General features: G+C 58.3%; 22 protein-coding genes. 7 read left to right on the top strand and 15 right to left on the bottom strand.

All coding sequences use genetic code 11. The annotated features are described in order from the left end of the window. The first annotated feature begins 265 nt into the window (after positions 1-265). Positions 266-1,117 carry a GNAT family N-acetyltransferase gene (locus LA304_RS07370; RefSeq protein WP_224502464.1) on the top strand — a complete coding sequence of 284 codons (852 nt, stop codon included), beginning with the start codon at positions 266-268 and terminating at the stop codon, positions 1,115-1,117. Here the strand turns inward: LA304_RS07370 and LA304_RS07365 are convergent. Further along, the gene (locus LA304_RS07365; RefSeq protein ID WP_224502463.1) at positions 1,114-3,993 is read right to left on the bottom strand and encodes a DUF2339 domain-containing protein; all 2,880 of its coding nucleotides are present in this window, start codon (positions 3,991-3,993) and stop codon (positions 1,114-1,116) included. The two genes, LA304_RS07370 and LA304_RS07365, sit on opposite strands and share 4 nt — an antisense overlap. A 297-nt stretch (positions 3,994-4,290) precedes the next feature. On the opposite strand from LA304_RS07365, the gene LA304_RS07360 reads away from it, so the two are divergent. Beyond that, entirely contained in the window at positions 4,291-4,917 is a 627-nt protein-coding gene (locus LA304_RS07360; protein ID WP_224502462.1) for a PRC-barrel domain-containing protein, read from the top strand. Positions 4,918-5,007: 90 nt separating this feature from the next. On the opposite strand, the gene LA304_RS07355 is transcribed toward LA304_RS07360, so the two are convergent. The 6 genes from LA304_RS07355 to LA304_RS07330 form a co-directional block, all read right to left on the bottom strand. Next, positions 5,008-5,991: an ABC transporter substrate-binding protein gene (locus LA304_RS07355; RefSeq protein ID WP_224502461.1), complete on the bottom strand. Its 984-nt coding sequence runs from the start codon at positions 5,989-5,991 to the stop codon at positions 5,008-5,010. Positions 5,992-6,057: 66 nt separating this feature from the next. Continuing rightward, positions 6,058-6,894, bottom strand: a complete 837-nt coding sequence (locus tag LA304_RS07350; protein WP_224502460.1) for an ABC transporter permease — start codon at positions 6,892-6,894, stop codon at positions 6,058-6,060. Further along, entirely contained in the window at positions 6,891-7,754 is an 864-nt protein-coding gene (locus LA304_RS07345) for an ABC transporter permease (RefSeq protein WP_224502459.1), read from the bottom strand. Before LA304_RS07345 ends, LA304_RS07350 begins: the two co-directional genes overlap by 4 nt. Positions 7,755-7,857: 103 nt before the next feature. Next, on the bottom strand, positions 7,858-8,634 hold the full coding sequence (locus LA304_RS07340; protein ID WP_224502458.1) for an ABC transporter ATP-binding protein: 777 nt from the start codon (positions 8,632-8,634) through the stop codon (positions 7,858-7,860). 96 nt (positions 8,635-8,730) lie between these two features. Then, a complete protein-coding gene (hydA, locus tag LA304_RS07335) occupies positions 8,731-10,185 on the bottom strand; it encodes a dihydropyrimidinase (protein ID WP_224502457.1) in 1,455 nt (484 codons plus the stop codon). Between the two features lie 105 nt (positions 10,186-10,290). Further along, the gene (locus LA304_RS07330) at positions 10,291-11,538 is read right to left on the bottom strand and encodes a Zn-dependent hydrolase (protein ID WP_224502456.1); all 1,248 of its coding nucleotides are present in this window, start codon (positions 11,536-11,538) and stop codon (positions 10,291-10,293) included. Positions 11,539-11,862: 324 nt separating this feature from the next. On the opposite strand from LA304_RS07330, the gene LA304_RS07325 reads away from it, so the two are divergent. Both LA304_RS07325 and LA304_RS07320 read left to right on the top strand, forming a co-directional pair. Continuing rightward, a complete protein-coding gene (locus LA304_RS07325; protein WP_224502455.1) occupies positions 11,863-12,435 on the top strand; it encodes a DoxX family protein in 573 nt (190 codons plus the stop codon). Between the two features lie 200 nt (positions 12,436-12,635). Continuing rightward, on the top strand, positions 12,636-13,253 hold the full coding sequence (locus LA304_RS07320) for a TetR family transcriptional regulator C-terminal domain-containing protein (RefSeq protein WP_224502454.1): 618 nt from the start codon (positions 12,636-12,638) through the stop codon (positions 13,251-13,253). 142 nt (positions 13,254-13,395) lie between these two features. Here the strand turns inward: LA304_RS07320 and preA are convergent, their stop codons facing one another. Both preA and LA304_RS07310 read right to left on the bottom strand, forming a co-directional pair. Further along, complete coding sequence (preA, locus tag LA304_RS07315) at positions 13,396-14,697, bottom strand: NAD-dependent dihydropyrimidine dehydrogenase subunit PreA (RefSeq protein ID WP_224502453.1); 1,302 nt, start codon at positions 14,695-14,697, stop codon at positions 13,396-13,398. Between the two features lie 3 nt (positions 14,698-14,700). Beyond that, complete coding sequence (locus LA304_RS07310) at positions 14,701-16,038, bottom strand: NAD(P)-dependent oxidoreductase (RefSeq protein WP_224502452.1); 1,338 nt, start codon at positions 16,036-16,038, stop codon at positions 14,701-14,703. A gap of 310 nt (positions 16,039-16,348) precedes the next feature. Here LA304_RS07310 and accB point away from each other — a divergent pair, with 310 nt between their 5' ends. The 3 genes from accB to aat all read left to right on the top strand — a co-directional run bounded on the left by accB (position 16,349) and on the right by aat (position 18,920). Next, positions 16,349-16,837 carry an acetyl-CoA carboxylase biotin carboxyl carrier protein gene (accB, locus tag LA304_RS07305; RefSeq protein WP_224502451.1) on the top strand — a complete coding sequence of 163 codons (489 nt, stop codon included), beginning with the start codon at positions 16,349-16,351 and terminating at the stop codon, positions 16,835-16,837. Between the two features lie 11 nt (positions 16,838-16,848). Further along, the gene (gene accC / locus LA304_RS07300) at positions 16,849-18,195 is read left to right on the top strand and encodes an acetyl-CoA carboxylase biotin carboxylase subunit (RefSeq protein WP_224502450.1); all 1,347 of its coding nucleotides are present in this window, start codon (positions 16,849-16,851) and stop codon (positions 18,193-18,195) included. An 89-nt stretch (positions 18,196-18,284) separates the two neighbouring features. Beyond that, positions 18,285-18,920 carry a leucyl/phenylalanyl-tRNA--protein transferase gene (aat, locus tag LA304_RS07295; protein ID WP_224502449.1) on the top strand — a complete coding sequence of 212 codons (636 nt, stop codon included), beginning with the start codon at positions 18,285-18,287 and terminating at the stop codon, positions 18,918-18,920. Here the strand turns inward: aat and LA304_RS07290 are convergent. The 6 genes from LA304_RS07290 to LA304_RS07265 all read right to left on the bottom strand — a co-directional run bounded on the left by LA304_RS07290 (position 18,883) and on the right by LA304_RS07265 (position 23,998). After that, the gene (locus LA304_RS07290; protein WP_224502448.1) at positions 18,883-19,443 is read right to left on the bottom strand and encodes a DUF2155 domain-containing protein; all 561 of its coding nucleotides are present in this window, start codon (positions 19,441-19,443) and stop codon (positions 18,883-18,885) included. The two genes, aat and LA304_RS07290, sit on opposite strands and share 38 nt — an antisense overlap. Next, positions 19,440-19,892, bottom strand: coding sequence for an outer membrane lipid asymmetry maintenance protein MlaD (gene mlaD / locus LA304_RS07285; protein ID WP_224502447.1), 453 nt, complete (start codon positions 19,890-19,892; stop codon positions 19,440-19,442). Before mlaD ends, LA304_RS07290 begins: the two co-directional genes overlap by 4 nt. After that, positions 19,892-20,275 (bottom strand): NADH:ubiquinone oxidoreductase subunit NDUFA12, encoded by a 384-nt coding sequence (locus LA304_RS07280; protein ID WP_224502446.1) that lies wholly within the window; start codon positions 20,273-20,275, stop codon positions 19,892-19,894. Before LA304_RS07280 ends, mlaD begins: the two co-directional genes overlap by 1 nt. A gap of 178 nt (positions 20,276-20,453) precedes the next feature. Beyond that, positions 20,454-21,716 carry an ATP-dependent Clp protease ATP-binding subunit ClpX gene (gene clpX / locus LA304_RS07275; RefSeq protein ID WP_224502445.1) on the bottom strand — a complete coding sequence of 421 codons (1,263 nt, stop codon included), beginning with the start codon at positions 21,714-21,716 and terminating at the stop codon, positions 20,454-20,456. Positions 21,717-21,975: 259 nt separating this feature from the next. After that, positions 21,976-22,599, bottom strand: a complete 624-nt coding sequence (locus LA304_RS07270; RefSeq protein WP_224502444.1) for an ATP-dependent Clp protease proteolytic subunit — start codon at positions 22,597-22,599, stop codon at positions 21,976-21,978. A 304-nt stretch (positions 22,600-22,903) separates the two neighbouring features. Next, positions 22,904-23,998: a DUF1513 domain-containing protein gene (locus tag LA304_RS07265; protein ID WP_224502443.1), complete on the bottom strand. Its 1,095-nt coding sequence runs from the start codon at positions 23,996-23,998 to the stop codon at positions 22,904-22,906. Between the last annotated feature and the right edge of the window lie 29 nt (positions 23,999-24,027).

Here is a 24,027-nt window from a genome sequence, read left to right as displayed (position 1 = left end):
TGGGCCCCGGGCCTGCCGAAAACACGCTCCGGCAAAATCATGCGCCGCATCCTCCGCAAAATCGCGGAAAACGACACTGGCTCCCTCGGCGACACATCAACACTCGCAGAACCAGCCGTCGTCGACGAACTCATCGCTAATTCGCTGTATAGCCTGAAAAAGTAACTGCAACAGTTTCGACCTTTAAAGGCCGCTCCTTTCGGGGCGGCCTTTTTCTCATCCAGCGTTCAAGGTTTGGTAACCATGTTGGGCGCAGATTTCCGCCATGGAAGTCCGCGAAATCATCTCAAAAGCCGAGTGGGACGCCCTCACGGATCAGGCCACCGCCCCTCTCACGCAACGCTGGCTTTACGGCGCGGCGGCAGAATTGTGCGGGCGCGATTGCATGCGTCTCGGCGTCTTCAAGGACGGGCAGCCGCTGGCCATCACGCAGGTTGTTGGAAAAACGGTCCTCGGCTTCAATGTCGGCCTCACATCCCAAGGCCCCCTCTTTTTTACGGACAACACACGCCCTGCCCTCCGCGCGCTCAGACATCACCTGCCCCTTGGCTTTCACGTCATGACCCCACGCAAGCGCCTACGTCGGCTCCCGCTCTCCGCGCCGCCACAACTCGCGACGCTCGACCTTACACCGTCCCTCCCGACCATCCGAAGCACGTTTCACGGCAAATGGCGCAATGCGCTTGTGAAGGCTGAACGCGCGGTACTCGACGTCCAACACACGAGCCCGACTGCAGACGAACTCATGCCCCTCCTACAGCTGGAGAAAGAGAGACAGAGCGAGCGTCACTACCGCGCGCTCCCGCCCGAATTCGCGTTGGCGCTCCATGCTGCGGACGCGACAGCCTTCCACCTCTTCGCCACAGACGACGCCGGCATGCTCTTTCTGCGGCACGGGAATACGGCCACCTACCACATCGGCCATTCCGGCCCACATGGACGCAAGACCAACGCGCACAATCTGCTGCTCTGGTCCGCGGTCAAATACTTCCATGATGAGGGCGTGAAGAGGCTCGAGCTAGGGACGCTCAACCCGTCTAAAGCGCCCGACCTCGCGCGTTTCAAGCTACGGACGGGCGCGGTGGCCGAAACCTACGCGCCCGCGAGTTTGCTTTAGGTCTCGTCCTCTTCAGGCATCGGAACCTCTGTCTCCTCCGGTTTCGAGCGATCCGGCCAGAGGCTGTCGATTTTGCGGTTGAGCCACGCGAGGCCCGCGAGAGCGAGCCCCAGCCCGACAAAAGACACGACCCGCGTCAGACCGGACAGCCCGCCCATATCCACGAGGAACACTTTGACAATCGTCAGCGCCACCCCCGTCATCGCGATCCTGCGGAGCAGATCAGAGCGCCTGAACACCGCGACGGCCAGCACCCCGAGCGACAGCAGGAGCATGGCGACGGTGTAGGTGTAAAGCTCCCCATCCGACGGACCGGGCGCCGAGAGCTTCGGCCCGCGCCACAAGCGCCGGATTTCGAGATAGCCCCAGAAGAGCGCGGACAGGGAGGAGAGGATCGTCAAGGCGCGCAGGAACATCCGCGAGGTATGAGGACGCTTGCGATAATAGAGATATGCCCCACCCCCAAGAACCGCCGCGAGTGGCAGATACGCGAGGGCAAGAACGTCGAAGATCGGAGGCCCCTGAACACTCCCGTGCCACTCCAACAATTCGTAGGTGAGAATGACTTGGAGTGTGGCAAACCCCACAGCCGCGAGGCCCGTGAAGCCGATGAAAACCCAGCGCAGCTTGCGGAAGTGCCCCTTGCTCGCGGTCAAACGCCAGATCTGCGCAAGCGTGGAACTCGCCCAGATGGCGGCACCGAGGCCAGAGAACCAATTTTCTGTGTGAGTGTCTTCGAACACACGGGCTATCAGAAGCATCGCGAAGAGACCCGCCGTCGATAGAAACGCAGACTCACCGGTCGCACGAATGCTTTCACGCTCGTCCCGACCGAGTTTTGCCATAACTGCGAACGCTCCGAGCGCAGAAACATGCGTCAGACCGAACGCAGGCCAAGACGCGCGATCAATCGCGTAGAAAGCCCCCGGATCTATAAGTAACCGATATCCGATCACCGCGGCCCCGAGATGCGTGACCCATGTCAGGACTTTCAGGTCAAACCGGCGGTCAAGCAGCACGCTCAATGCCACCAGTAGTGCCAGACCCAGCGTCAGCGCTGCTTTGGAGAGCAGCAGGAAGAGCGCCAGAGCGATGAGCAGGATGGCCGCGCTCGCAAAAAGGCCAACGTCCTGATGACGGTCCACACCCTCGAACGCCGTCCGCCGCTGGGTGAGCACCACGAGGAACGCTGCGCCCGCCATAACCGCAAAGGCCCACGGGCTTGCCCCAATCACACTTCTCGGTGCCCAGAGGAATTCGAGCAGGAACACGGTGGCAGGCACGAAACCGGCGGAGAGGATAACCCAGAAAAGCGACTGCTTCGCTCTGTCCTCATCAGAGGACTGCCCTTCCTGCTTGAGCCGCCAAAACGCAGCGCCCCCCATGACCGCTGCCGCCCCCAACAGCCACCAAAGCGTCGTGGGAAGCGGGGTTTCCGGCATTGCATCCAGAAAATTGCGGAATTCAACATAGACCTTCCCATGCTCAAGGGCCTGCAAGATCAAAAGAATGAAGAACCCGATCACCGGCAGCGCCGCAGCCTCAAAGAGCGCGGGCGAGCGGACGAGCCAGAGGGACACGGCCAGAAACAGCACAACACAGGTCGCGAGCGCCATCCAGACTTCGGTCGCGTAGGCACTGTCGGGCAACCCGACCCAAACAGCCGAAAACGTCGGGATCAGAATGCCGAAATATCCGAGATAGGTCGGGAAAGCAGGGCGATCCTGACCGCTTGCGCCGGAGAGGGGCGCGCCAGTAAGTTCCGGAATGAGACGCCGTTCCGGAATGATCAGGGCTCCGAGCGCCAAGGCCAGCGTCGCCGCGATCAATCCCGGTGCGAAATCGGCGTCGAAATGCAAGAGCGCCAAGCCCCCTGAGGCAATCACGAGAGAGAGCGCCGAGACCCACGCCCATCTGCGGAAGCTGTCAATGAGTAGACCAGCAAGGGCGATCACGGCAAAATAGGCATAGAATGGTCTCGGGTCAGCATCCGGCGAGGACACGAGGAACGGGGCGATCCCTGCCCCGATGAGACCAATTGCGGGCAGGACACCCGCATAAAGCCACCCCATGAGCACAGCCCCTGCGGCGACGATCACGACGCCAATGAGGGCCGTGAGTGCGGACACCAAACCATAGAGTGCATGTGCAGAGAGAATGCCGATAAAGAGCACCACAACCCCCGCGCCTGCGAAGGTTGAGGGCAGGTGCCGCGTGGCGGGCGTGGCTTCATCGCCGAACTTGCGGCGCAGATATTCGCCCCCACCGACCAGCCCCGCTCCGAGGATCAACGCACCAATCACACGCATCGCCGGGGTCAGAATTCCCTTTTCGATCCCGTATTGGACCATAAACAGCCCGCCCAGAACGAAAGACACAGCCGCAATGGCGAGGGTCCAGTTGGCCCTGAGCCAGGCCATGAGCGCGGCGGAGTTTTCTTCGCTGAGGAAATAGGGTGTCGGGCGCTCTTTTATCGCAGTCGGGGCCGGTTCGCGCGTGATGATCTGACGCAGAGAAATGTCATCGGCCTCTGTCGCGGCGACGTCCCACGGGCCCTTTGCTGCGCTCTGCGCGTCAACGCGCTCTTCAGGCGTTTCAGTCCGCTCATCCGCTGCGACGAGGTCGTCGCTTGGGGACAGTTCGGCCTCCGGCGCCACGTCTGTCTTATCTGGCGCAGAGGCAGGCCGCGCGTCCGTCTCATCCGTTCGCACAGCGCGTCGCGCGAGCACGGACAACCGCGCTTCGAGTTGCTCGACTTTGTCCTCCAGACTGCGCTGTCTTTCCTGAAGCCGTGAGAGCCGCGCCAGAACCACGAAGAAAGCAACGCCCAAAAGCAGGACAAACACGGTCGTCAAACCTCCGAACCCGAAATACATAGCGTCCCTCCCCAAATGGCCACTTCACGTGCATTGGAAATAATTCAATCTATGACTTACAGCTTGGTGGATCGGACGGGTGCTGGCAAGCATTCGCAAAAATCCACATCCCGACCGCATCTGGCCCGGCTCGGGGAAAAGTCTCTAATGGAAAAAAACAAAACAGAAGTAAAGCACTGTTTTTATTATATTTTAAATCTCAACCCATGCACCCCAAGAAACTTTCTCGGAACATCAGAGGGCCCTTCTTCATTGAGACCCCATACCGAATGCAAACGCATGAGAGAGGACCACACAATGATTTCTATCAAGAACACCCTGATGACCACCGCCGCGATGATCACCGTTGCTGCGACCCCACTCTTCGCAGAGATGACGACTGAGGCGGATGCTTCGATCTCTGACGACGGCGTGACGATGCAGAGCGAGACGAGCGTCGAGACCAATGTTGTCGAGGACACTGTTGAGACCGCGGAGACCGAGACTGAGGACGCCATCGACGCGACCGAAGAGATGGCAACCGACGTGGCAGAGGCCACCGAACGCACTGCTGGAGATCTCTGGGACACCACCAAAGAAGGTGCGAAAACCATTGCCGCCGCCGCGAAAGATTTCGGCAAGGAAACCGTGTCCGAGATCGTCGGCACTCGCGTGATGTCGCAGACCGGCGAAGACATCGGTGAGATCGACGCCCTCGTAGAGGTCGACGGTGAAGCCAAAGCGATCGTTGGTGTTGGCGGCTTTCTCGGCATCGGCGAGCACGACGTCCTGATCGAGATGGATCAGTTTGCCATGGTCGGCGAAAACAGCGTGATGCTCGATGGTGCGACCGAGAGCGAGATTGAATCCATGCCAGAGGTCGATCTCGCGGACTATACGGAAATTGATGGCGAGATGAGCATCGAAGACGCAATGGCGTCCTAATCCAACCGTGTATCACGCTCCCCCCCATTGAGCGTGAGGCCCGCCCCGGATTTTAGTCCCCGGGGCGGGTTTTATCGTTTCACGCGACGCTTACTTCAGAGCTGCGTCGGTGATTTCGAGGGTGTAGGCACCTTCCGGCTCTTTGGTGATGACCGGATCGGAGCCACCTGCGAGAAGGGACGCAACGGTGCGCTCGTAATCGGCCACATCCAGAGCGCCAGCGGAACCAGCGGTCAGTTTGGCAACTTCAGACATCATGCGAACCTGATGTTCCATGGTCTGCGCACCGGTTTCATCGTACTCGAGCACGATTTCAGCAGCTTCTTCCGGGTTTGCCTCTGCGTATTTCCAGCCTTCCATGGAGGCGGCAACGAAACGAACCATCTTCTCTTTGAAGGCTTCGTCAGCGAGGCTCTCTTCGAGGACGTAAAGACCGTCTTCGAGGGTCGCGACGCCCTGATCTTCGTATTTGAAGGTGATCAGATCGTCGGCGGAGATACCGGCGTCAATGACCTGCCAGTATTCGTTGTAGGTCATGGTGGAGATACAGGCCGCCTGTTTCTGCAGGAGCGGATCAACGTTGAAACCCTGCTTTAGAACGGTCACGCCGCCCTCGGAGCCATCGGTCGGGATGTCGAGTTTGCCCATCCAGGACAGGAACGGGTACTCGTTGCCGAAGAACCAAACGCCGAGCGTCTTGCCCGGGAAATCTTCAGGAGACGCAACGCCGCTCTCTTTGAGACAGGTCAGCATCATGCCGGAGGATTTGAACGGCTGGGCGATGTTCACCACAGGCGCGCCGTTTTCACGGGCAGCCAGAGCGGACGGCATCCAGTCAACCATGACATCGGCGCCACCACCGAGAAGAACCTGAACCGGTGCGATATCCGGGCCACCCGGTTTGATCGTCACGTCCAGATCAGCCTCTTCGTAGAAGCCTTTTTCAAGCGCCACGTAGTAGCCCGCAAATTGAGCCTGTGTCACCCACTTGAGCTGCAGCGTCACCTCGTCAGCGGCGAAGGCACCGGTTGCCATAGCGGCCAGAGCGGCGGCGCTCGTCAGTAGCTTTTTCATAGTAATACAACCTCCAAGTTGTCGAAATGGCAGGGTTTTTCCCTTAGCCGTTTAGTAGATGCGGTGTTATCCGCGTTGGGACGGGTGCCAAAATGTGACCCCTTTTTCGATCAGCGACACCAGCCCGTAAAAGGCTGATCCCGTGATAGCTGCCACCGCAATCTCTGCCCAGACCATATCAAGTCCGAGACGTCCGACTTCGGTGGAAATCCGAAACCCCATCCCTTTGATTGGGGAACCGAAAAACTCTGCGACAATCGCACCAATAAGCGCCAGCGTTGTCGCAATTTTAAGCCCGTTGAAAACAAACGGCATGGCCGCAGGCAGGCGCAATTTGAGGAGCGTCTGACCATAGGAGGCCGAATAGGTGCGCATCAAATCCCGCTGCATCGTATCCGTGGCCGCCAAACCCGCAACTGTGTTCACAAGCACAGGGAAGAACACCATCACAACGACCACGGCGGCTTTGGATTGCCAGTCAAACCCGAACCACATGACGAGGATCGGTGCGATCCCGACAATCGGCAGCGCCGCGACAAAGTTCCCGATGGGCAGAAGCCCGCGCTGTAGGAACGGAGAGCGGTCGATGAGCACAGCGGTGACAAAGGCCGCGCCGCAGCCCATCAGGTAGCCACTCAGAGCGCCCTTAACGATGGTCTGCACAAAGTCTTCCCAAAGTGTCGGCACAGACGTCACGATCTTCGCGCCAATCGAGGTTGGCGCCGGCAGGATCACGGGCGAGACTCCGAATAGGCGCACGACCATTTCCCAGATCAGGATCAACGTGATGCCGAACAGAACCGGCACGACCCACTGGGTTTTGCGGCGCGCCGCAAAGCGGGTGTTGAGCCACCAAAGCCCGAGCCAGACGGCGAGAACGAGGAGTGTATAGAGAAACGTCATTTCGCCATCCCCATCCGTTTGAGAACAACCTTTTCAAGGATACCCACGATGATCACGAGCGCGGCTGCAAGTGCGGCCGCTGCGAAGAGCGCGGACCAGATCTGGATCGTTTGACCGTAGTAAGAGCCGGACAAAAGACGCGCCCCGAGGCCACGCACCGCACCAGACGGAAGCTCCGCCACAATGGTCCCGACCAAAGCTGCGGCAACCGCGACTTTGAGCGAGGCAAAGAGATATGGCATCGACGACGGCAGACGCAGTTTCCAGAAGGTCTCCCCACCAGAGGCGTTGTAGGTTTTCATGAGATCAAGCTGCATCGCATCCGGCGCGCGTAGACCCTTCACCATCCCCACAACGACGGGGAAGAAGGACAGATAGGCCGCGATGATCGCTTTCGGGATGAGACCCGAAATGCCCATCGAGTTGAGCACCACGATAATCATCGGCGCAATCGCCAGAATGGGAATGGTCTGGGACGCAATCGCCCAAGGCATAACCCCCAAATCCATGGCCTTGTTGTGCACGATCCCGACGGCAAGCGCGATCCCCGCAACCGTGCCGATCCCGAAGCCGAGCATCGTCGCCGACAGGGTGATCCACCCGTGATAAACGAGGCTCCGTTTCGAGGTGATCTTTTTCTCGACCGTGGTTTCCCAGAGTTCAGCCACGACCTGATGCGGCGCGGGCAACTTTGGGCGGTCTTGGGAGAGCGTGTCTTTCACCAACTCGCCAAAGGTCAGTTCGACCTCCGCACGCGCGGCCTGATCCATCGCCCACTGGCTATTCATCTTCACCGCCGCCGCGTACCAAAGGACCACGATGACAGCGAGCATGGTGAGAACGGGAATGATCTTGTTCATGCCGCACCTCGCGCGCAGGTCGCCGCCCGCACTCCGCAGACGTGCCCGACAAAAGTCCGACACTTGTCCGACGATTTGCCGACAGCCAAATTCACCCCAAAACTCATGCGTCGTGCCCCGCTCTGAGACCCTCGCGAACACGGTGGGCGATCTTGATAAATTCCTCGCTGTCACGAATTTCGAGCGGGCGTTCTTTCGGCAGAGTGCTCTCGATCACATCAGTGATCCGGCCCGGACGAGGGCTCATCACGACGATCTTCGTGGAGAGGTAAACCGCCTCCGGAATGGAGTGCGTCACAAAGCCAATCGTCTTGTTCGTGCGCGCCCAGAGCTTGAGAAGTTCTTCGTTGAGCTTGTCACGCACGATCTCATCGAGCGCGCCGAACGGCTCGTCCATCAGCAGGATTTCGGCATCGAACGCGAGCGCGCGGGCAATCGACGCACGTTGCTGCATCCCGCCCGAAAGCTGCCACGGAAATTTCTTGCCAAACCCTTTGAGATCAACGAGTTCCAGCACTTTCTCAACGCGGCCCGCGATCTCGTCTTTCGGGAAATCCATGATCTCCAGAGGTAGGCGAATGTTGCCCGCAATCGTGCGCCACGGGTAAAGCCCTGCGGCCTGAAACACGTAGCCGTAGGAGCGCGCTTTACGCGCCTCATCCGGCGTCAAACCATTCACGGTGAGCGCCCCGCCCGTCGGCGTCTCCAGCGCCGCGATACAGCGCAGGAACGTCGTCTTGCCACAGCCCGACGGTCCGATGAAGGAGACAAAATCTCCCTTGTTAATCTCAAGATTGACATCCTTGAGCGCATGCACCGGCCCGTCGTTCGTCTGGAACGTCAGGTCCACCCCACGCGCATCAATCACTGGCTTTTTCATTTGGCTCGTTCTTCAATCGGCCTTGTGTTGGTCACAAGGTCTTGTCCCCTCGTCTGAACACGGGGCCGAAATTCGACCCCGTATCAATGCTTTATCTTAGACGCCCGTCGCCGGAATACCGGCACGTTCGACCGGACGCGGAGAGGTGAGTTCCTTCCACTTCGACAGCGCCTTGTTGACCGTCGCATTCGGGTCGCGGGCAACGAACTCGCCATGGCCTTCCTTGGCCTTGAGCTCGCCCTTATCGACCGCCACATAGCCACGGCTCAGAACATAACGCGGCAGCGCTTTGACCTCGACGCCCTCAAAGACGTTGTAGTCAATCGCAGAGGCCTGGCTCTCGGCAGTGATCGTTTTGCTCATCGACGGGTCCATCACAACGATATCCGCGTCCGCACCCACAAGGATCGCACCTTTTTTCGGGTAACAGTTGAGGATTTTCGCAATGTTGGTGGAGGTCACAGCGACGAACTCGTTCATCGTGATGCGGCCTGTTTCAACACCATAGGTCCAAAGGACCGGAAGACGGTCTTCGAGACCACCTGTGCCGTTCGGGATCTTCGAAAAGTCGCCAACGCCGTAACGCTTCTGATCGGTCGTGAACGCACAGTGGTCGGTCGCCACACACGACAGCGTGCCAGAGGCCAGACCCGCCCAGAGGCTATCCTGATGCTGCTTGTTACGGAACGGCGGCGACATCACTCGGCGGGCCGCATGGTCCCAGTCCTCGTTGAAGTATTCGCTCTCGTCGAGAACAAGGTGCTGGATGAGCGGCTCACCCCAAACGCGCTTGCCCTGCATCTTGGCACGGCGGATGGCCTCGTGAGCCTCCTCGCAAGACGTGTGCACGACATAAAGCGGTGCGCCAGCCATGTCGGCAATCATGATCGCACGGTTGGTGGCTTCGCCCTCAACCTGTGGAGGACGCGAATAGGCGTGCCCCTCAGGACCATTGTTGCCCTCGGCGAGGAGTTTCGCAGTCAGCTCAGCAACCACATCGCCGTTTTCCGCGTGGACGAGCGGCGTTGCACCGAGTTCCGCGCAGCGTTTGAACGACGCAAAGAGCTCATCGTCATTGACCATGAGAGAGCCTTTGTACGCCATGAAATGCTTGAAGGTGTTGATCCCTTTTTCGTCGGTGATCACCTTCATCTCGTCAAAGACCTGTTCATCCCACCATGTGATCGCCATGTGATAGGAATAGTCACAGGAGGCTTGGCCAGATTTGTTGTCCCACTTCTTGAGCGCGTCCAACAGGCTTTCACCCGGATCAGGCAGAGCAAAGTCCACGACCATCGTCGTCCCGCCAGCAAGCGCCGCGCGCGTGCCAGAGGCGAAATCGTCGGCGGAATAAGTGCCCATGAACGGCATCTCGAGGTGCGTGTGCGGGTCGATCCCGCCCGGCATCACATAGCAGCCTTCCGCATCGAGAATCTCGTCACCCGTCAAATCAGGGCCGATCTCGACAATAACTCCGTCCTCGATTTTCACATCTGCCTTGTAAGTAAGGTCAGCGGTTACAACCGTTCCGCCTTTGATCACCTTGCTCATGTTGTCTCTCCTTGTCGGTGAGGCGCGGGCACCTTGGGCCCACACCTTCTTTTGTCCTTAAATATCCCGGGGAGCGCGAGGGGCTGGCCCCTCGCCCCTTTCATCTCACTCTACGATTTCAGCAGTTTCAAGCACAGCATGGAGCAGCACATCGGTGCCCGCCGCCGCCCATTCCGGGCTGATCTCTTCGGCCTCATTGTGCGACAGACCATCCACACAGGGACACATGATCATCGTAGTCGGCGCAACAGCGGCGGCCCAGCAGGCGTCGTGGCCCGCCCCAGAGACGAGATCCATGTAGGAATAGCCCAAAGTCTCCGCCGCATTGCGCACGTTCGACACAAGCTCCGGCGTGAAGGTCACCGGATCAAAGTGACCCACGGCCTCAACCGCATAGCCGACGCCGAGTTCTTCACAGATTTTCTCTGCACGCGCTTCGATTTGGCTCCGCATGGACGTCAGCTTGTCGATGCTCGGCGTCCGGATATCGACCGTGAAGACAACCGTCCCCGGCAGCACATTGCGCGAGTTCGGGCTGAATTGCATCTGGCCGACACCGCCCACCGCGTTCGGCTGGTGATCCATGGCAACCTCTTGCACCATTTCCAGAATACGCGCCATGGCAAGACCCGCGTTGGTGCGCATCGCCATCGGGGTGGAGCCGGTGTGCGCCTCTTTGCCGGTCAGCGTGAATTCGAGCCACCACAGGCCCTGACAGTGGGTCACAACACCAATGTCTTTGCCCTCGGCCTCGAGGATCGGGCCCTGTTCGATATGAAGCTCGTAATACGCGTGCATCTTCCGGGCGCCGACCTCTTCGTCGCCTTTCCAACCGATCCGCGCGAGTTCCTCGCCATAGGTTTTCCCCTCAAGATCGGTGCGACCGTAGGCGTAGTCAAGCGTGTGTTTACCTGCAAACACGCCAGAGGCCAGCATGGCAGGTGCAAAACGCGCGCCCTCTTCGTTCGCCCAGTTCGTGATAACGATCGGGTGCTTTGTCTTGATGTCGAGATCATTCATCGTGCGCACGGCTTCAAGCGCGCCAAGCACGCCGAGCACACCGTCATATTTGCCGCCGGTCGGCTGGGTATCGAGGTGCGAACCCATGTAGACCGGAAGAGCCTCCGGATCGGTGCCTTCGCGCGTCATAAACATGGTGCCCATGGCATCGACACCCATCGTCATGCCGGCCTCTTCGCACCATTTCTGGAAAAGCTTGCGACCGTCTGCATCTTCGTCTGTCAGGGTCTGGCGGTTACAGCCACCAGCGACACCGGGCCCGACCTTTGCCATCTCCATCAGACTGTCCCAAAGACGCTCCGAGTTGATTTTGAGATTGTGCTCCGTGTTCATTTGACCCTCCAGAGATATTGACCATTTGGTCAATACATTGACGCTCTCTTGATCAGGATTGCAAAGATTTTCCCGACGCGCCACGTCCTTTCGCCGACTTCACGAAGGGTTGCGCAAAAATTAGGCATAATCGCCAAAGAAGACATCACCGCCTAATATAGCCCGCGCCACCGCAGAGCCCAAAATGATCCAAATCAAGAGTTTTCCGTTACTTCTGCGCCGCAGCGCACAGTCTTGGTCCGCAGTTTCCGAATTGGCAAATCGTTCCAAAAACGCAAAAAATATCAGCATATCAACGCCGACAGCCCGCAATAGGAGGCACACATGTCTGATATCTTTGTTCCCGAACGCCAACGTCTGATCCTGCCCTTTCTGGAAAAATTCTACAGCGGTTTTGCTGAACCTCTCGGTTGGGCAGCGTTCCGTGTCACCATCGGCGTCTCGCTGATCGTTGCCGGTTGGCCGAAGATTCAGGCCCCGCTCGCACAGGCCGGTTTCGTTGAATCCCTCGGCATGGCACCCGGTTGGCTCTTCTCCCCGCTTCTCGCAGCGATGCAATTCTTCGGCGGCTTTATGATCGCCATCGGCATCCTGACACGCCCGATCGCATTTGCGAACGCCATCATGCTCCTGATCACGCTCTGGTTCCACATGGCAAACCCGTATCCAGAAGCCTTCTTCTCCGTCGAAGGTCTCGCCTTCTTGCAGGCGAACCCTGACATGTTGACACCGGAAGCTGCAAAAGCACTCCTCGCTGACAACGGAGCCATGTTCGGTATGCGTATCCAAGAGAAAGCCATCTACGCCTCCCTCTTCTGGGCAGCAGGTGCCGCTCTCATCGCAGCCTTCGGTGGTGGATACTTCTCGGTCGATCACAAACTGAAAAAAGAGTTCTGATCTCTCACACCCCATTCAGCATCCCCCCCCCAAACGGCCCGCCAACTCGCGGGCCGTTTTATATTTCGAGAGCCATATTTTTCCGCACCCAGACCCGGGACAATTCAGACTTCCTACCTAAAAATACGGATTGGCGCTTTTGTTGGGTTTCACAATAAGATAACTCAGAGAGATCGGTTTATTTAGCAGGACAGGAACGGATGGTGGCAGGACGGCAACCACAGACGAGAATTCAGAAAAAGAACACCGAAACCATTCTGGAAGCTGCACTTGACGTGTTTTCCCAGAACGGATTTCGCGGGTCTACGCTTGACCAGATCGCAAAAGCTGCCGGTCTTTCGAAGCCCAATCTGCTCTATTATTTCCCGTCGAAAGTTGCCATTCACCGGTCTCTGATCGACACCCTACTCAAGACCTGGCTTGATCCGCTGAAGAAGATGCAGGACGACGGCGACCCCGTCGAAGAGATTTTGGGCTACGTCTGGCGCAAACTCGACATGGCGCGTGAGTATCCGCGCGAGAGCCGCCTCTTTGCCAACGAGATCGTGCAAGGCGCTCCGAACATCATGGACAAGATCGAGGGGGAACTTGCGACCCTCGTCAACGAGAAAGCGGAAACCATTCGCGGCTGGATCGCGGAGGGCAAACTTGCACCCGTTGACCCCTATCACCTGATTTTCTCGATCTGGGCGAATACGCAGCATTACGCAGATTTCGATGCACAGGTGCGCGCGATCCTTAAGCCCGAGGGCGATACACATTTCGACGATGCCCACGCCTATCTCGACACGATGTATCGCAAACTTCTGACGCCCTAAGGCAGATCAACACCTGCGAAGTCATCCATAAAAAGATCCCCGCGACGTTGGTCACGGGGATCTTTTTTTCGTGTCGATGGAATAAGAGCGATGTGGGAACGCTGCGCGCGCGTCAGGGACTACACGCGCGCAGTTTCGTCACTTATTCGGCAGACACAGCAGCAACGTTGTTCGGGTGCTGGGTCCAGTTTGCGTAATCGCCGACCGGTTGACCCGTGCGCTCGTCCACTTCGCCTTTTTCAAGCGTTTTCATGGTGATGCAGTCCTCAATCGGGCAGACGTTAACGCAGAGGTTACAGGCCACGCATTCATCGTCTTTCACAGTGAAGACGCGATCCTCGGACATCTCGATCGCCTGGTGAGAGGTATCCTCACAGGCGGCGTAGCAGCGGCCGCACTTGATACAATCATCTTGATTGATCACGGCTTTCGTGACGTGGTTCAGGTTCAGGAACTGCCAATCGGTCACGTTCGGAACCGCGCGGCGGGACAGTTGGTCGACCGAGGTGAAGCCCTTCTCATCCATGTACTGGCTGAGACCGGAGATCATTTCCTGAACGACCTTGAAACCGTAGGTCATCGCTGCGGTGCAGACCTGCACGTTGGACGCACCAAGCGCGAGGAACTCGGCTGCATCACGCCATGTGGTCACACCACCGATACCGGAGATCGGCAAGTTGGCCGTCTCTGCGTTGCGCGCGATTTCGGCCACCATGTTGAGGGCAATCGGCTTGACCGCCGGGCCACACATGCCGCCGTGCGTACCTTTGCCGTCAATCGTCGGCTCCGGAGCAAAATCGTCGAGGTTCACGGAGGTGATGGAGTTGATCGTGTTGATCAGGGACACCGCATCCGCACCACCGCGAAGCGCGGCCTCGGCAGGATAGAGAATGTTGGTGATGTTCGGCGTGAGTTTGACGATCACCGGCAGGTCCGTGGACTCTTTACACCAACGTGTCACCATCTCGATGTATTCCGGAACCTGACCAACAGCAGAGCCCATACCGCGCTCGGCCATGCCGTGCGGACAACCGAAGTTCAGCTCAAACCCGTCACAACCGGTTTCCGCGACGCGCGGAATGATGGTTTTCCAGCTCTCCGCATCACAGGGCACCATGACAGACGCGATCAAGGCACGATCCGGATAGTCCTTTTTCACGCGGGTCATCTCTTCGAGGTTCACTTCGAGAGGACGGTCGGTGATCAGTTCGATGTTGTTGAGCGCGAGAAGGCGACGGTCTGCGCCGTGCATCGCGCCATAGCGCGGGCCGTTCACGTTCACAACGGGCGGGCCAGCCTCACCGAGGGTCTTCCAGACGACACCACCCCAACCGGCCTCAAAGGCACGGCGGACGTTGTATTCTTTGTCGGTCGGCGGCGCAGACGCCAGCCAGAACGGGTTCGGGCTCTTGATGCCACAGAAGTTGCTTGTCAAATCGGCCATGGCTCAGCTCTCCATCAGCTTGGCGTGGATATCTTCGGCGGCATCGCGCCCTTCTGCGACAGCGGTCACGGTGAGGTCTTCGCCGCCTGTGGCACAGTCACCACCGGCCCAGACGCCCTCAAGCGAGGTGCGACCAACCGCGTCAACGGCGATCTTTCCACCTTCGAGAGTGAGGCCTTCCGGCACACCTTCGAGGCTCTGACCAATCGCTTTGAACACTTGATCGGCCGGCAGGCGGAATGTCTCGCCCGTGTTGGTCAGGCGTCCGTTTTCCTCAACGGTGTATTCGAATTCAATCTCTTGGGCAGCGCCCTCACCGAACACACCAACCGGTGCCGCATTGTAGAAAATCTGAACGCCTTTCGAGGCGGCGAGGTCCTGTTCGTAGTCAGAGGCGCTCATGCGGGCGCGGCTGCGGCGGTAGACCATCGACACGTTCTGCGCGCCGAGAAGTTTCGCCTGAACAGCCGCGTCAACAGCGGTCATACCGCCACCGATCACGACGACATTGCGCCCGATCGGGAGGGTCGAAAGGTCTTCGGTCTGGCGAAGCTCTGCGATGAAATCAACCGCATCCACAACGCCCTCTTTCTCGACGCCATCGGCGCGAAGCGCGTTCACACCAGCGAGACCGATGGACAGGAACACGGCGTCATAGTCGGCTTTCAGCGCATCAAGGGTCAGGTCTTTGCCCAGCATCTTGCCCGTCTCGACGGTGATCCCGCCGATTTTCATGAGCCAGTCAATCTCGGACTGGGCGTAGCCGCCCGGCGCCTTATAGGATGCAATCCCGTATTCGTTGAGACCACCGGTTTTCGCGCGCGCATCAAAGATCACGACATCATGGCCAAGCATGGCCAAACGGTGAGCTGCGGAAAGACCAGCCGGACCAGCGCCAACAACGGCAATCTTTTTACCGGTGGACGCGGCACGGGTGTAGGGATGCGTGCCATCGGCGATCAGAGTATCTGTCGCATAACGCTGAAGACGACCGATTTCGACCGGTTTGCCCTCTGCTACTTCGCGGACACAGACCTCTTCACAGAGTGTCTCGGTCGGACACACGCGGGCGCACATGCCGCCGAGGATGTTCTGGTCGAAAATGGTCTTTGCCGCCGCTTCCGGCGTGCCCGTCATGATCTGACGGATGAACAGCGGAATATCGATTGATGTCGGACAAGCCGTCATGCAGGGAGCATCGTGGCAGAAATAGCAGCGGTCCGCCGCTACAAGCGCTTCGTGATGATCCAATGGCGGGTGCAGATCGGAAAAATGATCCGCGTAACTCGTCTCCGGCAGGCGTCCGGGCGCGATCCCGGGCGTCATCGGTGTATTCGACATCTTGCTTGCTCCGTGCTTTATTGGGGTGGGATCACCCCTGGCTTGCGTATCTTGAGTTACAGAGTGCAGTGTCTTTGAATTTTTTATCAAGTGGTAAATTTTTGCCGCGTGATATTTTCGAACGAAACCGGCGCGTCACGCCAAATATTCATGCGCAAGCGCCCAAAACATGTGCAGAGTTTGTGCACGCCTCGCAAAATACAGGCCCGAAATCGGGTTTTCACGCAGGGTGACAGGGCCTATATATCCTGAAGAAGATCAATCAGCCCGGGCCATACAAGAACCGGGCGGCAAAACGAGTTGAGACATTATGACCAACAAAAACGACGCCGACGTGGCCTTCATTCAGGCACTGGCCGAACTGCTCGCCGCCAACGACCTGACGGAACTGGAAGTAAAGCGTGAATATGGTGAGAACGACCGTCTGAACGTGCGCGTCTCCAAAGCTCAAGAGATCGTCCAGACTGTTGCAGCCCCTGCCCCTGCAGCAGCGCCGGCTGCGGCACCTGCCGCTGCTGCCGCTCCGGCACCTGCTGCTGTCGACACGAGCGACCCGGCAAATGACCCGAACGCAGTTCCGTCCCCGATGGTGGGCACCGCCTACCTCGCACCGGAACCGGGCGCTGCGCGTTTCGTAAAGGTCGGCGACCAGGTCTCTGAAGGCCAGACGCTTATGATTGTTGAAGCCATGAAAACCATGAACCACATTCCGGCGCCGAAATCCGGCACTGTGAAACGTATTTTCGTGGAAGACGGCCAGCCGGTCGAATTCGGTGCGCCTCTGATGGTCATCGAATAAGGGGCGCCCCGATGTTCGATAAAATCCTCATTGCCAACCGGGGCGAGATTGCTCTGCGCGTGATCCGCGCCTGTCGCGAGATGGGCATCAAATCCGTCGCAGTGCACTCCACCGCTGACGCCGACGCGATGCACGTGCGCATGGCTGACGAAGCCGTCTGTATCGGCCCGAACTCTTCGGCACAGTCCTACCTGTCGTTTCCGGCGATCATCGCCGCCTGTGAGATCACGGGCGCCCAAGCGATTCACCCCGGCTATGGCTTTCTGTCCGAGAACGCGGCCTTTGTTCAGATCGTCGAAGATCACGATCTGACCTTTATCGGCCCGTCCGCAGAGCACATTCGCCAGATGGGCGACAAGATCACCGCCAAAGAAACCGCAGAACGTCTCGGCATTCCGGTCGTTCCGGGCTCCAAAGGCGGCGTGCCTGATGTCGACACGGCCAAGAAAACGGCCGCCGAGATGGGCTATCCGGTCATCATCAAGGCAACCGCCGGTGGCGGCGGTCGCGGGATGAAGGTCGCGAAAGACGAAGCGGAGCTTGAAATGGCGTTCCGCACCGCGCGGTCCGAGGCCAAAGCGGCCTTTGGCAACGACGAAGTGTACATGGAGAAATACCTCCAGAAACCGCGCCACATCGAAGTTCAGGTCTTCGGAGACGGCCAAGGCGGCGGTGTTCACCTCGGTGAACGCGATTGTTCGCTCCAGCGTCGTCACCAGAAGGTGTTTGAAGAGGCCCCTGGCCCGTCCATCACGCCGGAAGAGCGCGCCGAAATCGGTAGCATCTGTGCGAACGCAATCGCAGAGATGGGCTACAGAGGCGCAGGCACAATCGAATTCCTCTATGAGGACGGCAACTTCTACTTCATCGAGATGAACACCCGCCTGCAGGTTGAACATCCGGTGACTGAAGCGATCTTTGATCAGGACCTCGTGCGCGAACAGATTCGTGTTGCGGCGGGCGAGAAACTCTCGTTCACCCAAGACGACCTGGAACTCAAAGGTCACGCCATCGAAGTGCGGATCAACGCAGAGAAACTGCCGAACTTCGCCCCCTGCCCCGGCAAGATCACCCAGTATCACGCCCCGGGTGGCCTCGGTGTCCGTATGGATAGCGCCCTTTACGACGGCTACTCGATCCCGCCCTACTACGACAGCTTGATCGGCAAGCTGATCGTGCACGGTCGCGACCGTCCGGAGGCTCTCGCGCGTCTGAGCCGCGCTCTGGGCGAATTGATCGTCGACGGCATCGATACCACGCTTCCGCTCTTTGATGCGTTGTTGCAGGAAGAGGACATCCTCACCGGCAACTACAACATTCACTGGCTCGAAAAGTGGCTTGAGAAAAATCTCGGCTAAACCTGCCGCAGAGTTTGAGACAGGCCGCCTTTCGGGCGGCCTTTTTCATTCCCCTTCCCTTTGACTGACGCACGCACCAAACTCACACCATGGATCATCTCGCGCTCTCGCCAGAACTGCTCTTGCAGGCCTACGCAAACGGAGTCTTCCCGATGGCGGAGACACGCGACGATGACCGGCTGTTCTGGGTCGACCCGAAGCACCGCGGCATTATTCCGCTGGACGGCTTTCACCTCTCGCGCTCTCTCAAACGGCTCATCCGCCAAGACCGCTATCAGGTAACATTCGACACCGCATTCGATGCAGTGATGGAGGGATGTGCAGACCGTGAAGAAACATGGATCAACGACACGATTTTCGACCTCTACGGGCAGATTTTCGATCTCGGCTTCGGGCACTCCGTTGAGGTGTGGGAGGGCGAGACACTCGTCGGCGGGTCTTACGGATTGGCGCTCGGAACGGCTTACTTTGGCGAGAGCATGTTCTCTCGGCGCTCGAACACCTCAAAACTCGCGCTCGCGTTTCTCGTCGCTCGGCTCAAGCGCGACGGCTTCACTCTCTTTGACACGCAATTCCTGACAGACCACCTCGCGTCCCTCGGAGCGATCGAAATCCCGCGTGCGGAATATCATGAGAGGCTAGAAGAGGCGCTAGAGACCGTCGCGACGTTCAACGCCTCAGTGCCGCTCACTCCTGAGCAAGTGATTCAGGCAATTGACAGGTAAGAGGCCACAGATCGTAGCGCTGGTGATCCATGGCATTGAGCGCAGGGCTCGCCGCGACCATCCATCCGGCGAAGGCAGCCTCCTGCGTGTCATGCAAACGAACGGTCACATAGGCGTAGGCGTTGCCCGAGGGGTTATCATCCGGATACCGGCAATCGCCCAAGATCACATCAATACGACCAAAAGTTTGCGTCTCGCCCACAGCAAGGTTCAGATCGGCCACCTCGCCGGTCAATTTGTCGAGTGCGCGCAAAGTGCCGCCAGACGCGGAAGTCACATTTTCCTGAATCTCGGTGGTGATATCGCGAAGTTCGTCGAGAAACCCGCCATTCGGAAGGTTCTGAAGATCTTCAAGCGTTAACCCGCCCGTACCGAAACCGAAGGTATCGTCGTCATCAAGCGGCTGGATCGTGATCTGGTCGAGGCCGGTCTGAAGGTCGTCATTAAACCCGCCGGCCTCTTGGGCCTGAACCGCGCTCACCGTCACCAACAGCGCAGCCGTGACAACCGCGCGCGGGATCATTCCTCGCCGCTCCCGGTCACAAACTTGAGCATGAGGTTCACGAGGCTGACAGAACCTTGCGTATCCGCGATGACCTGTCCGTCTTCGAAATTGAACATGGATCCGCCAGGCACCAACTCAACGAAGTTGCCGCCGAGCAGGCCTTCTGAGGAAATCAGAGCCGCTGTGTCATCCGGCAACAAAATGTCGGAATAAAGCGAAAGCGATGCTTCCGCGCGGAAGGTTTCGGGGTTCAGGTCGAGAGACGTCACGGAACCGACTTTCACACCGGCGAGACGCACATCTGTGCCTGCGCTGATGCCTTCTGCAGAGCGAAAAGAAGCAGTCAGTGCGTAGCGATCGGAACCACCACCGGAGAAACCGGACACTTGCCCAGCATAGACCAAAAAGCCGAGGGCGAGCGCAATCACGCCCGCGCCAACGGCCACTTCTGTCGGATTCTCGGACATTATTCGGGCTGCCAAGCCTCGTAGTCACGACGCTCCACCGGTTGCGCCTGACGGATCGAACCAGCAGGTGCATAGGCCGCAATCGTGCCCGTGAGGTTTTCCACGTGACCTTTTTCCCAAGTCTTGTGCTCAAGCGGCTCGTGGCCCGGGTGGTTTGCGAAGGTGTGGTGCAGCCAGCCATGCCAATCGGGAGACACGCGGGAGGCCTCAACCTCACCGTTGTAGACCACCCAGCGGCGGGTATCATTCTCGTTACGGTAGAAGACGTTGCCCTGAGCATCTTCGCCAACTTTGATGCCGTGACGCCAGGTGAAGATTTGCAAGCCTAACGTCTGGTCTTTCCACCAAATAAGTGCACGCAGAGCCGAGTTCACAATACCCATATGGATGTCACCTTCTTCAAAGTCTTGGGTCGTTTTCTCTATGACCGATCCGCAGCAAAACGTCCAGAGGGAGCGCGGGGCTTCACGCGGTTTTCAGCCATCAGAGGCCACAAAATCAAAACCCCGCCGTGAAAGCGGGGTTTTGGGTGAATATTTATCGACTTAGATCATCACAGGATCAGGAAGCTGTCGCTTCTTTTTCCTCGGAATAGATCATCAGCGGCTTGGCATCAGAGGTCACGGCCTCTTCGTTCACAACCACCTCGGTCACGTTGTCCATGCCCGGAAGTTCGAACATCGTGTCGAGCAGGATGTCCTCAAGGATGGAACGCAGACCGCGCGCACCGGTTTTCCGTTCGATCGCACGCTTGGCGATCGATGCGAGAGCTTCCTCAGTGAAGTTCAGCTGAACGTCTTCGAGTTCGAAAAGACGCTGATACTGTTTCACGAGCGCGTTCTTCGGCTCGGTCAGGATCGTCACAAGCGCATCCTCATCGAGGTCTTCGAGCGTGGCCAGAACCGGCAGACGACCGACGAATTCCGGGATCAGGCCGAATTTCAGCAGATCTTCGGGCTCAAGCTCTTTGAACAGTTCACCCACACCGCGGTCATCATCGTTCTTCACATCAGCGCCGAAACCAATGGCCGTGCCTTTGTTGCGCTGCGAGATGATGCGGTCGAGACCGGCAAAAGCCCCACCACAGATGAAGAGAATATTCGTCGTGTCCACTTGCAGGAATTCCTGCTGCGGATGCTTACGCCCGCCCTGCGGCGGCACAGACGCAACAGTGCCTTCCATGATCTTCAGCAGTGCCTGCTGAACGCCCTCACCGGACACGTCACGGGTGATCGACGGGTTGTCAGACTTGCGGGTGATTTTGTCGACCTCGTCAATGTAGACAATACCACGCTGCGCGCGTTCGACGTTATATTCAGAGGCCTGAAGCAGTTTCAGGATGATGTTCTCGACATCCTCACCGACATAACCGGCCTCGGTGAGCGTGGTCGCGTCAGCCATGGTGAACGGCACATCGAGAATGCGTGCAAGGGTCTGAGCCAAAAGCGTTTTACCGCAACCGGTCGGACCGATGAGCAGGATGTTGGATTTCGCAAGCTCAATATCACCCGCGCCTTTGGCGGCGTGATTGAGGCGCTTGTAGTGGTTGTGCACCGCGACAGACAGCACACGTTTCGCGGTTGCCTGACCGATGACATAATCATCGAGAACCTGACAGATTTCTTTCGGAGACGGCACGCCTTCGGACGATTTCAATCCGGAGCTTTTGGTCTCTTCACGAATGATATCCATGCAAAGTTCGACGCATTCGTCGCAGATGAACACGGTCGGTCCCGCGATCAGTTTACGGACTTCATGCTGGCTCTTGCCGCAGAAGGAACAATAAAGCGTGTTCTTGCTGTCGCTGGACGAATTGCTCATCACATTCCCCTAAGGTCTACAGTCGCGAGACCTACTTGCGTTTCAGCGCGGCTTAACGCCCCGCCATTTGTGGATTTGCTACATCTGCAAGCGATCCGGAGGATCAACATTTTCCGCAGCGCACCGCCCTGTTTCGACCAAGTGTAGGTCAGCGATTTTTCGGGCACAATGGCAAAATCCAATTCAGAGTTTGCCCAAATTTTAACCCCTTGGCGGGGTGGTCTGCGGCCCCAAGGCATCGCCCCGAGGCCGCAGCTTAGTCTCAGCTTTCCGGAACAGCGCGGCTTTCGACGATTTCGTCGATCAGACCGAACTCTTTTGCATCTTCCGGAGACATAAAGTTGTCACGCTCGAGCGCGTCCACAATGGTCTGGAATTCCTGACCGGTGTGCTTCACGTAGATCTGGTTCAGACGATCCTTGAGCTTCTGGGTTTCTTGAGCGTGGATCATGATGTCCGTCGCCTGCCCCTGATAGCCGCCGGACGGCTGGTGGACCATCACGCGGGAGTTCGGGAGCGAGAAGCGCATGCCCTTTTCACCAGCGGTCAGAAGGAGCGAGCCCATGGATGCCGCCTGACCCATCACGAGGGTGGAGACCTTCGGACGGATGTATTGCATCGTGTCGTAGATCGAGAGACCGGAGGTCACGACACCACCCGGGCTGTTGATATACATCGCGATTTCTTTGTTCGGGTTTTCAGCTTCGAGAAACAGCAGCTGCGCACAGATCAGCGAGGACATGCCGTCATGAACGGGTCCGTTGAGGAAAATGATGCGCTCTTTCAGGAGACGGGAAAAGATGTCGTAGGCGCGCTCGCCCCGGCTGGTCTGCTCAACGACCATCGGCACGAGAGTGTTCATGTAGGTATCAATCGGATCTTTCATATGTCCTGCCTGTTGCTGCGGTGCGTCGTGTGTAACGCGTAAGTGTTACTTGGATGTTAGTGTTCGTCCTCAGGGGCTGCAAGCGATCCCGTGCAACATCGGGCTAGATGATCCCCTGTTCTTTTGAAAAACCCGTGAAGAAAAACGCACAGGGTCTGAATTTTTACTTTTGAAACAAATGCCTGCCGGAATTTCATCACAGCCAGCCAGAGTGCAACACCAACGAGAAATTGACGTCACTTGATGGCCACAAAATCCGGCGCGGTAAAAATTTTGGGATGTTTGAAAGGCTTGCGCCCGACGCTCAGACCAGTGACGGCAAAGCAACGAGGTGATTGTCCCAAGCGAGCCCCGGAACGGCGTTGAGCGGGCGCATCGTGTCTGTGAGTGCGAGCAAAGCTCCAAACCCGTCGGAACCAAGATAACCATTGCCCATTGGGGCGAGACCACAAATATCGCCACGCATCACGGACCCGAGGAAGGTTCCGTCAGGCGCAAAGCGATGCATCCGCCCGCCACGAGGAGATGTAATCGCGATTTCCGCCCCGTCACCGGAGAAGGCCACAGAGCCTGCGTAGCCCCTCATCGCCATCTGCTCCGCGAGATCTGCCTCGCAAAGGACGACCTCCTCGCCACGGCGATGCAGACCGAGCAGAGGAACGGTATCAAGAGGATCGCCCTCCCATTGCATCGCGAACCCGACCTGATCGTCCGCGCCGAGCGACAGGTGGCGGATGGAGTTCTGGTGCAGTTCGGAGGCAAGTTCGTGCTTTTCCGTAAAAGTATAAGAAGATGACAGGTAGACTAGGGATCCGACCATGTCAGGGATATTGAGCTTTTCCCGCCCTTCCCCGATTTCCGGATGAGTGAATATCCCGCCGTTGGCGATCACGAGAGAGCCGTCGGACAGCTGTTTTACATCATGCGGACCGATCCCGTGCGTATCGACCTCACCGACGCGCGCATACCCCGCAGAGCGCTTCCAAATCCCGAGAACACCCTTCTTCTCAGCATAGTTGTTCTCTGGCGTGAGTAGCGTCTCTCCGCCATCCACGAAAAGCCCATGCCCCATGAAGTGGCGCCCTTCCGGTGCCGTGAGCCGATGCGTGACGTCACCGGTCACACAGTTCAGAACGACGGCAAATGTGCCAGGACGGCGTGCGAAGGCAACGGCCTCCGGCTTTTCCGGATGCGCGGCAGCGGCATGCCCCCGCGCGGGGAGCGGCACACGGAACAGAATCTGCGCGGCTTCATCGAGACCGTAAAGCGCATAATCCCCGGACGCGTCCTTCGCCGCCCCGAGATAAGCGGGCGATCCGGCATCCGCCCAACTCACACGCGGAATGACAGCGGCAGCAAGAGCGGCTTTGAGGAAGGTGCGGCGGGAGGAGGTGGTCATTTGGCTGCTTTCAAATTATGGGGCTTCGA

Origin of the sequence: Celeribacter litoreus, from assembly GCF_020165855.1 — a bacterium.
GTDB lineage: Bacteria > Pseudomonadota > Alphaproteobacteria > Rhodobacterales > Rhodobacteraceae > Celeribacter > Celeribacter litoreus.
Note: the sequence above shows the minus strand (reverse complement) of the source record. Positions and strands in the feature narration are given on the sequence as shown.

Excerpts from the sequence above, each read along its gene's own strand:
- LA304_RS07310 (WP_224502452.1), bottom strand. The coding sequence starts at position 16,038 with ATGTCGAATACACCGATGACGCCCGGGATCGCGCCCGGACGCCTGCCG.
- accB (WP_224502451.1), top strand. The coding sequence starts at position 16,349 with ATGACCAACAAAAACGACGCCGACGTGGCCTTCATTCAGGCACTGGCC.
- LA304_RS07325 (WP_224502455.1), top strand. The coding sequence starts at position 11,863 with ATGTCTGATATCTTTGTTCCCGAACGCCAACGTCTGATCCTGCCCTTT.
- LA304_RS07370 (WP_224502464.1), top strand. The coding sequence starts at position 266 with ATGGAAGTCCGCGAAATCATCTCAAAAGCCGAGTGGGACGCCCTCACG.
- LA304_RS07360 (WP_224502462.1), top strand. The coding sequence starts at position 4,291 with ATGATTTCTATCAAGAACACCCTGATGACCACCGCCGCGATGATCACC.
- LA304_RS07270 (WP_224502444.1), bottom strand. The coding sequence starts at position 22,599 with ATGAAAGATCCGATTGATACCTACATGAACACTCTCGTGCCGATGGTC.
- hydA (WP_224502457.1), bottom strand. The coding sequence starts at position 10,185 with ATGAGCAAGGTGATCAAAGGCGGAACGGTTGTAACCGCTGACCTTACT.
- LA304_RS07265 (WP_224502443.1), bottom strand. The coding sequence starts at position 23,998 with ATGACCACCTCCTCCCGCCGCACCTTCCTCAAAGCCGCTCTTGCTGCC.
- LA304_RS07320 (WP_224502454.1), top strand. The coding sequence starts at position 12,636 with ATGGTGGCAGGACGGCAACCACAGACGAGAATTCAGAAAAAGAACACC.
- LA304_RS07350 (WP_224502460.1), bottom strand. The coding sequence starts at position 6,894 with ATGACGTTTCTCTATACACTCCTCGTTCTCGCCGTCTGGCTCGGGCTT.
- LA304_RS07290 (WP_224502448.1), bottom strand. The coding sequence starts at position 19,443 with ATGATCCCGCGCGCGGTTGTCACGGCTGCGCTGTTGGTGACGGTGAGC.
- LA304_RS07340 (WP_224502458.1), bottom strand. The coding sequence starts at position 8,634 with ATGAAAAAGCCAGTGATTGATGCGCGTGGGGTGGACCTGACGTTCCAG.
- preA (WP_224502453.1), bottom strand. The coding sequence starts at position 14,697 with ATGGCCGATTTGACAAGCAACTTCTGTGGCATCAAGAGCCCGAACCCG.
- mlaD (WP_224502447.1), bottom strand. The coding sequence starts at position 19,892 with ATGTCCGAGAATCCGACAGAAGTGGCCGTTGGCGCGGGCGTGATTGCG.
- accC (WP_224502450.1), top strand. The coding sequence starts at position 16,849 with ATGTTCGATAAAATCCTCATTGCCAACCGGGGCGAGATTGCTCTGCGC.
- LA304_RS07280 (WP_224502446.1), bottom strand. The coding sequence starts at position 20,275 with ATGGGTATTGTGAACTCGGCTCTGCGTGCACTTATTTGGTGGAAAGAC.
- LA304_RS07355 (WP_224502461.1), bottom strand. The coding sequence starts at position 5,991 with ATGAAAAAGCTACTGACGAGCGCCGCCGCTCTGGCCGCTATGGCAACC.
- LA304_RS07330 (WP_224502456.1), bottom strand. The coding sequence starts at position 11,538 with ATGAACACGGAGCACAATCTCAAAATCAACTCGGAGCGTCTTTGGGAC.
- LA304_RS07345 (WP_224502459.1), bottom strand. The coding sequence starts at position 7,754 with ATGAACAAGATCATTCCCGTTCTCACCATGCTCGCTGTCATCGTGGTC.
- aat (WP_224502449.1), top strand. The coding sequence starts at position 18,285 with ATGGATCATCTCGCGCTCTCGCCAGAACTGCTCTTGCAGGCCTACGCA.
- LA304_RS07365 (WP_224502463.1), bottom strand. The coding sequence starts at position 3,993 with ATGTATTTCGGGTTCGGAGGTTTGACGACCGTGTTTGTCCTGCTTTTG.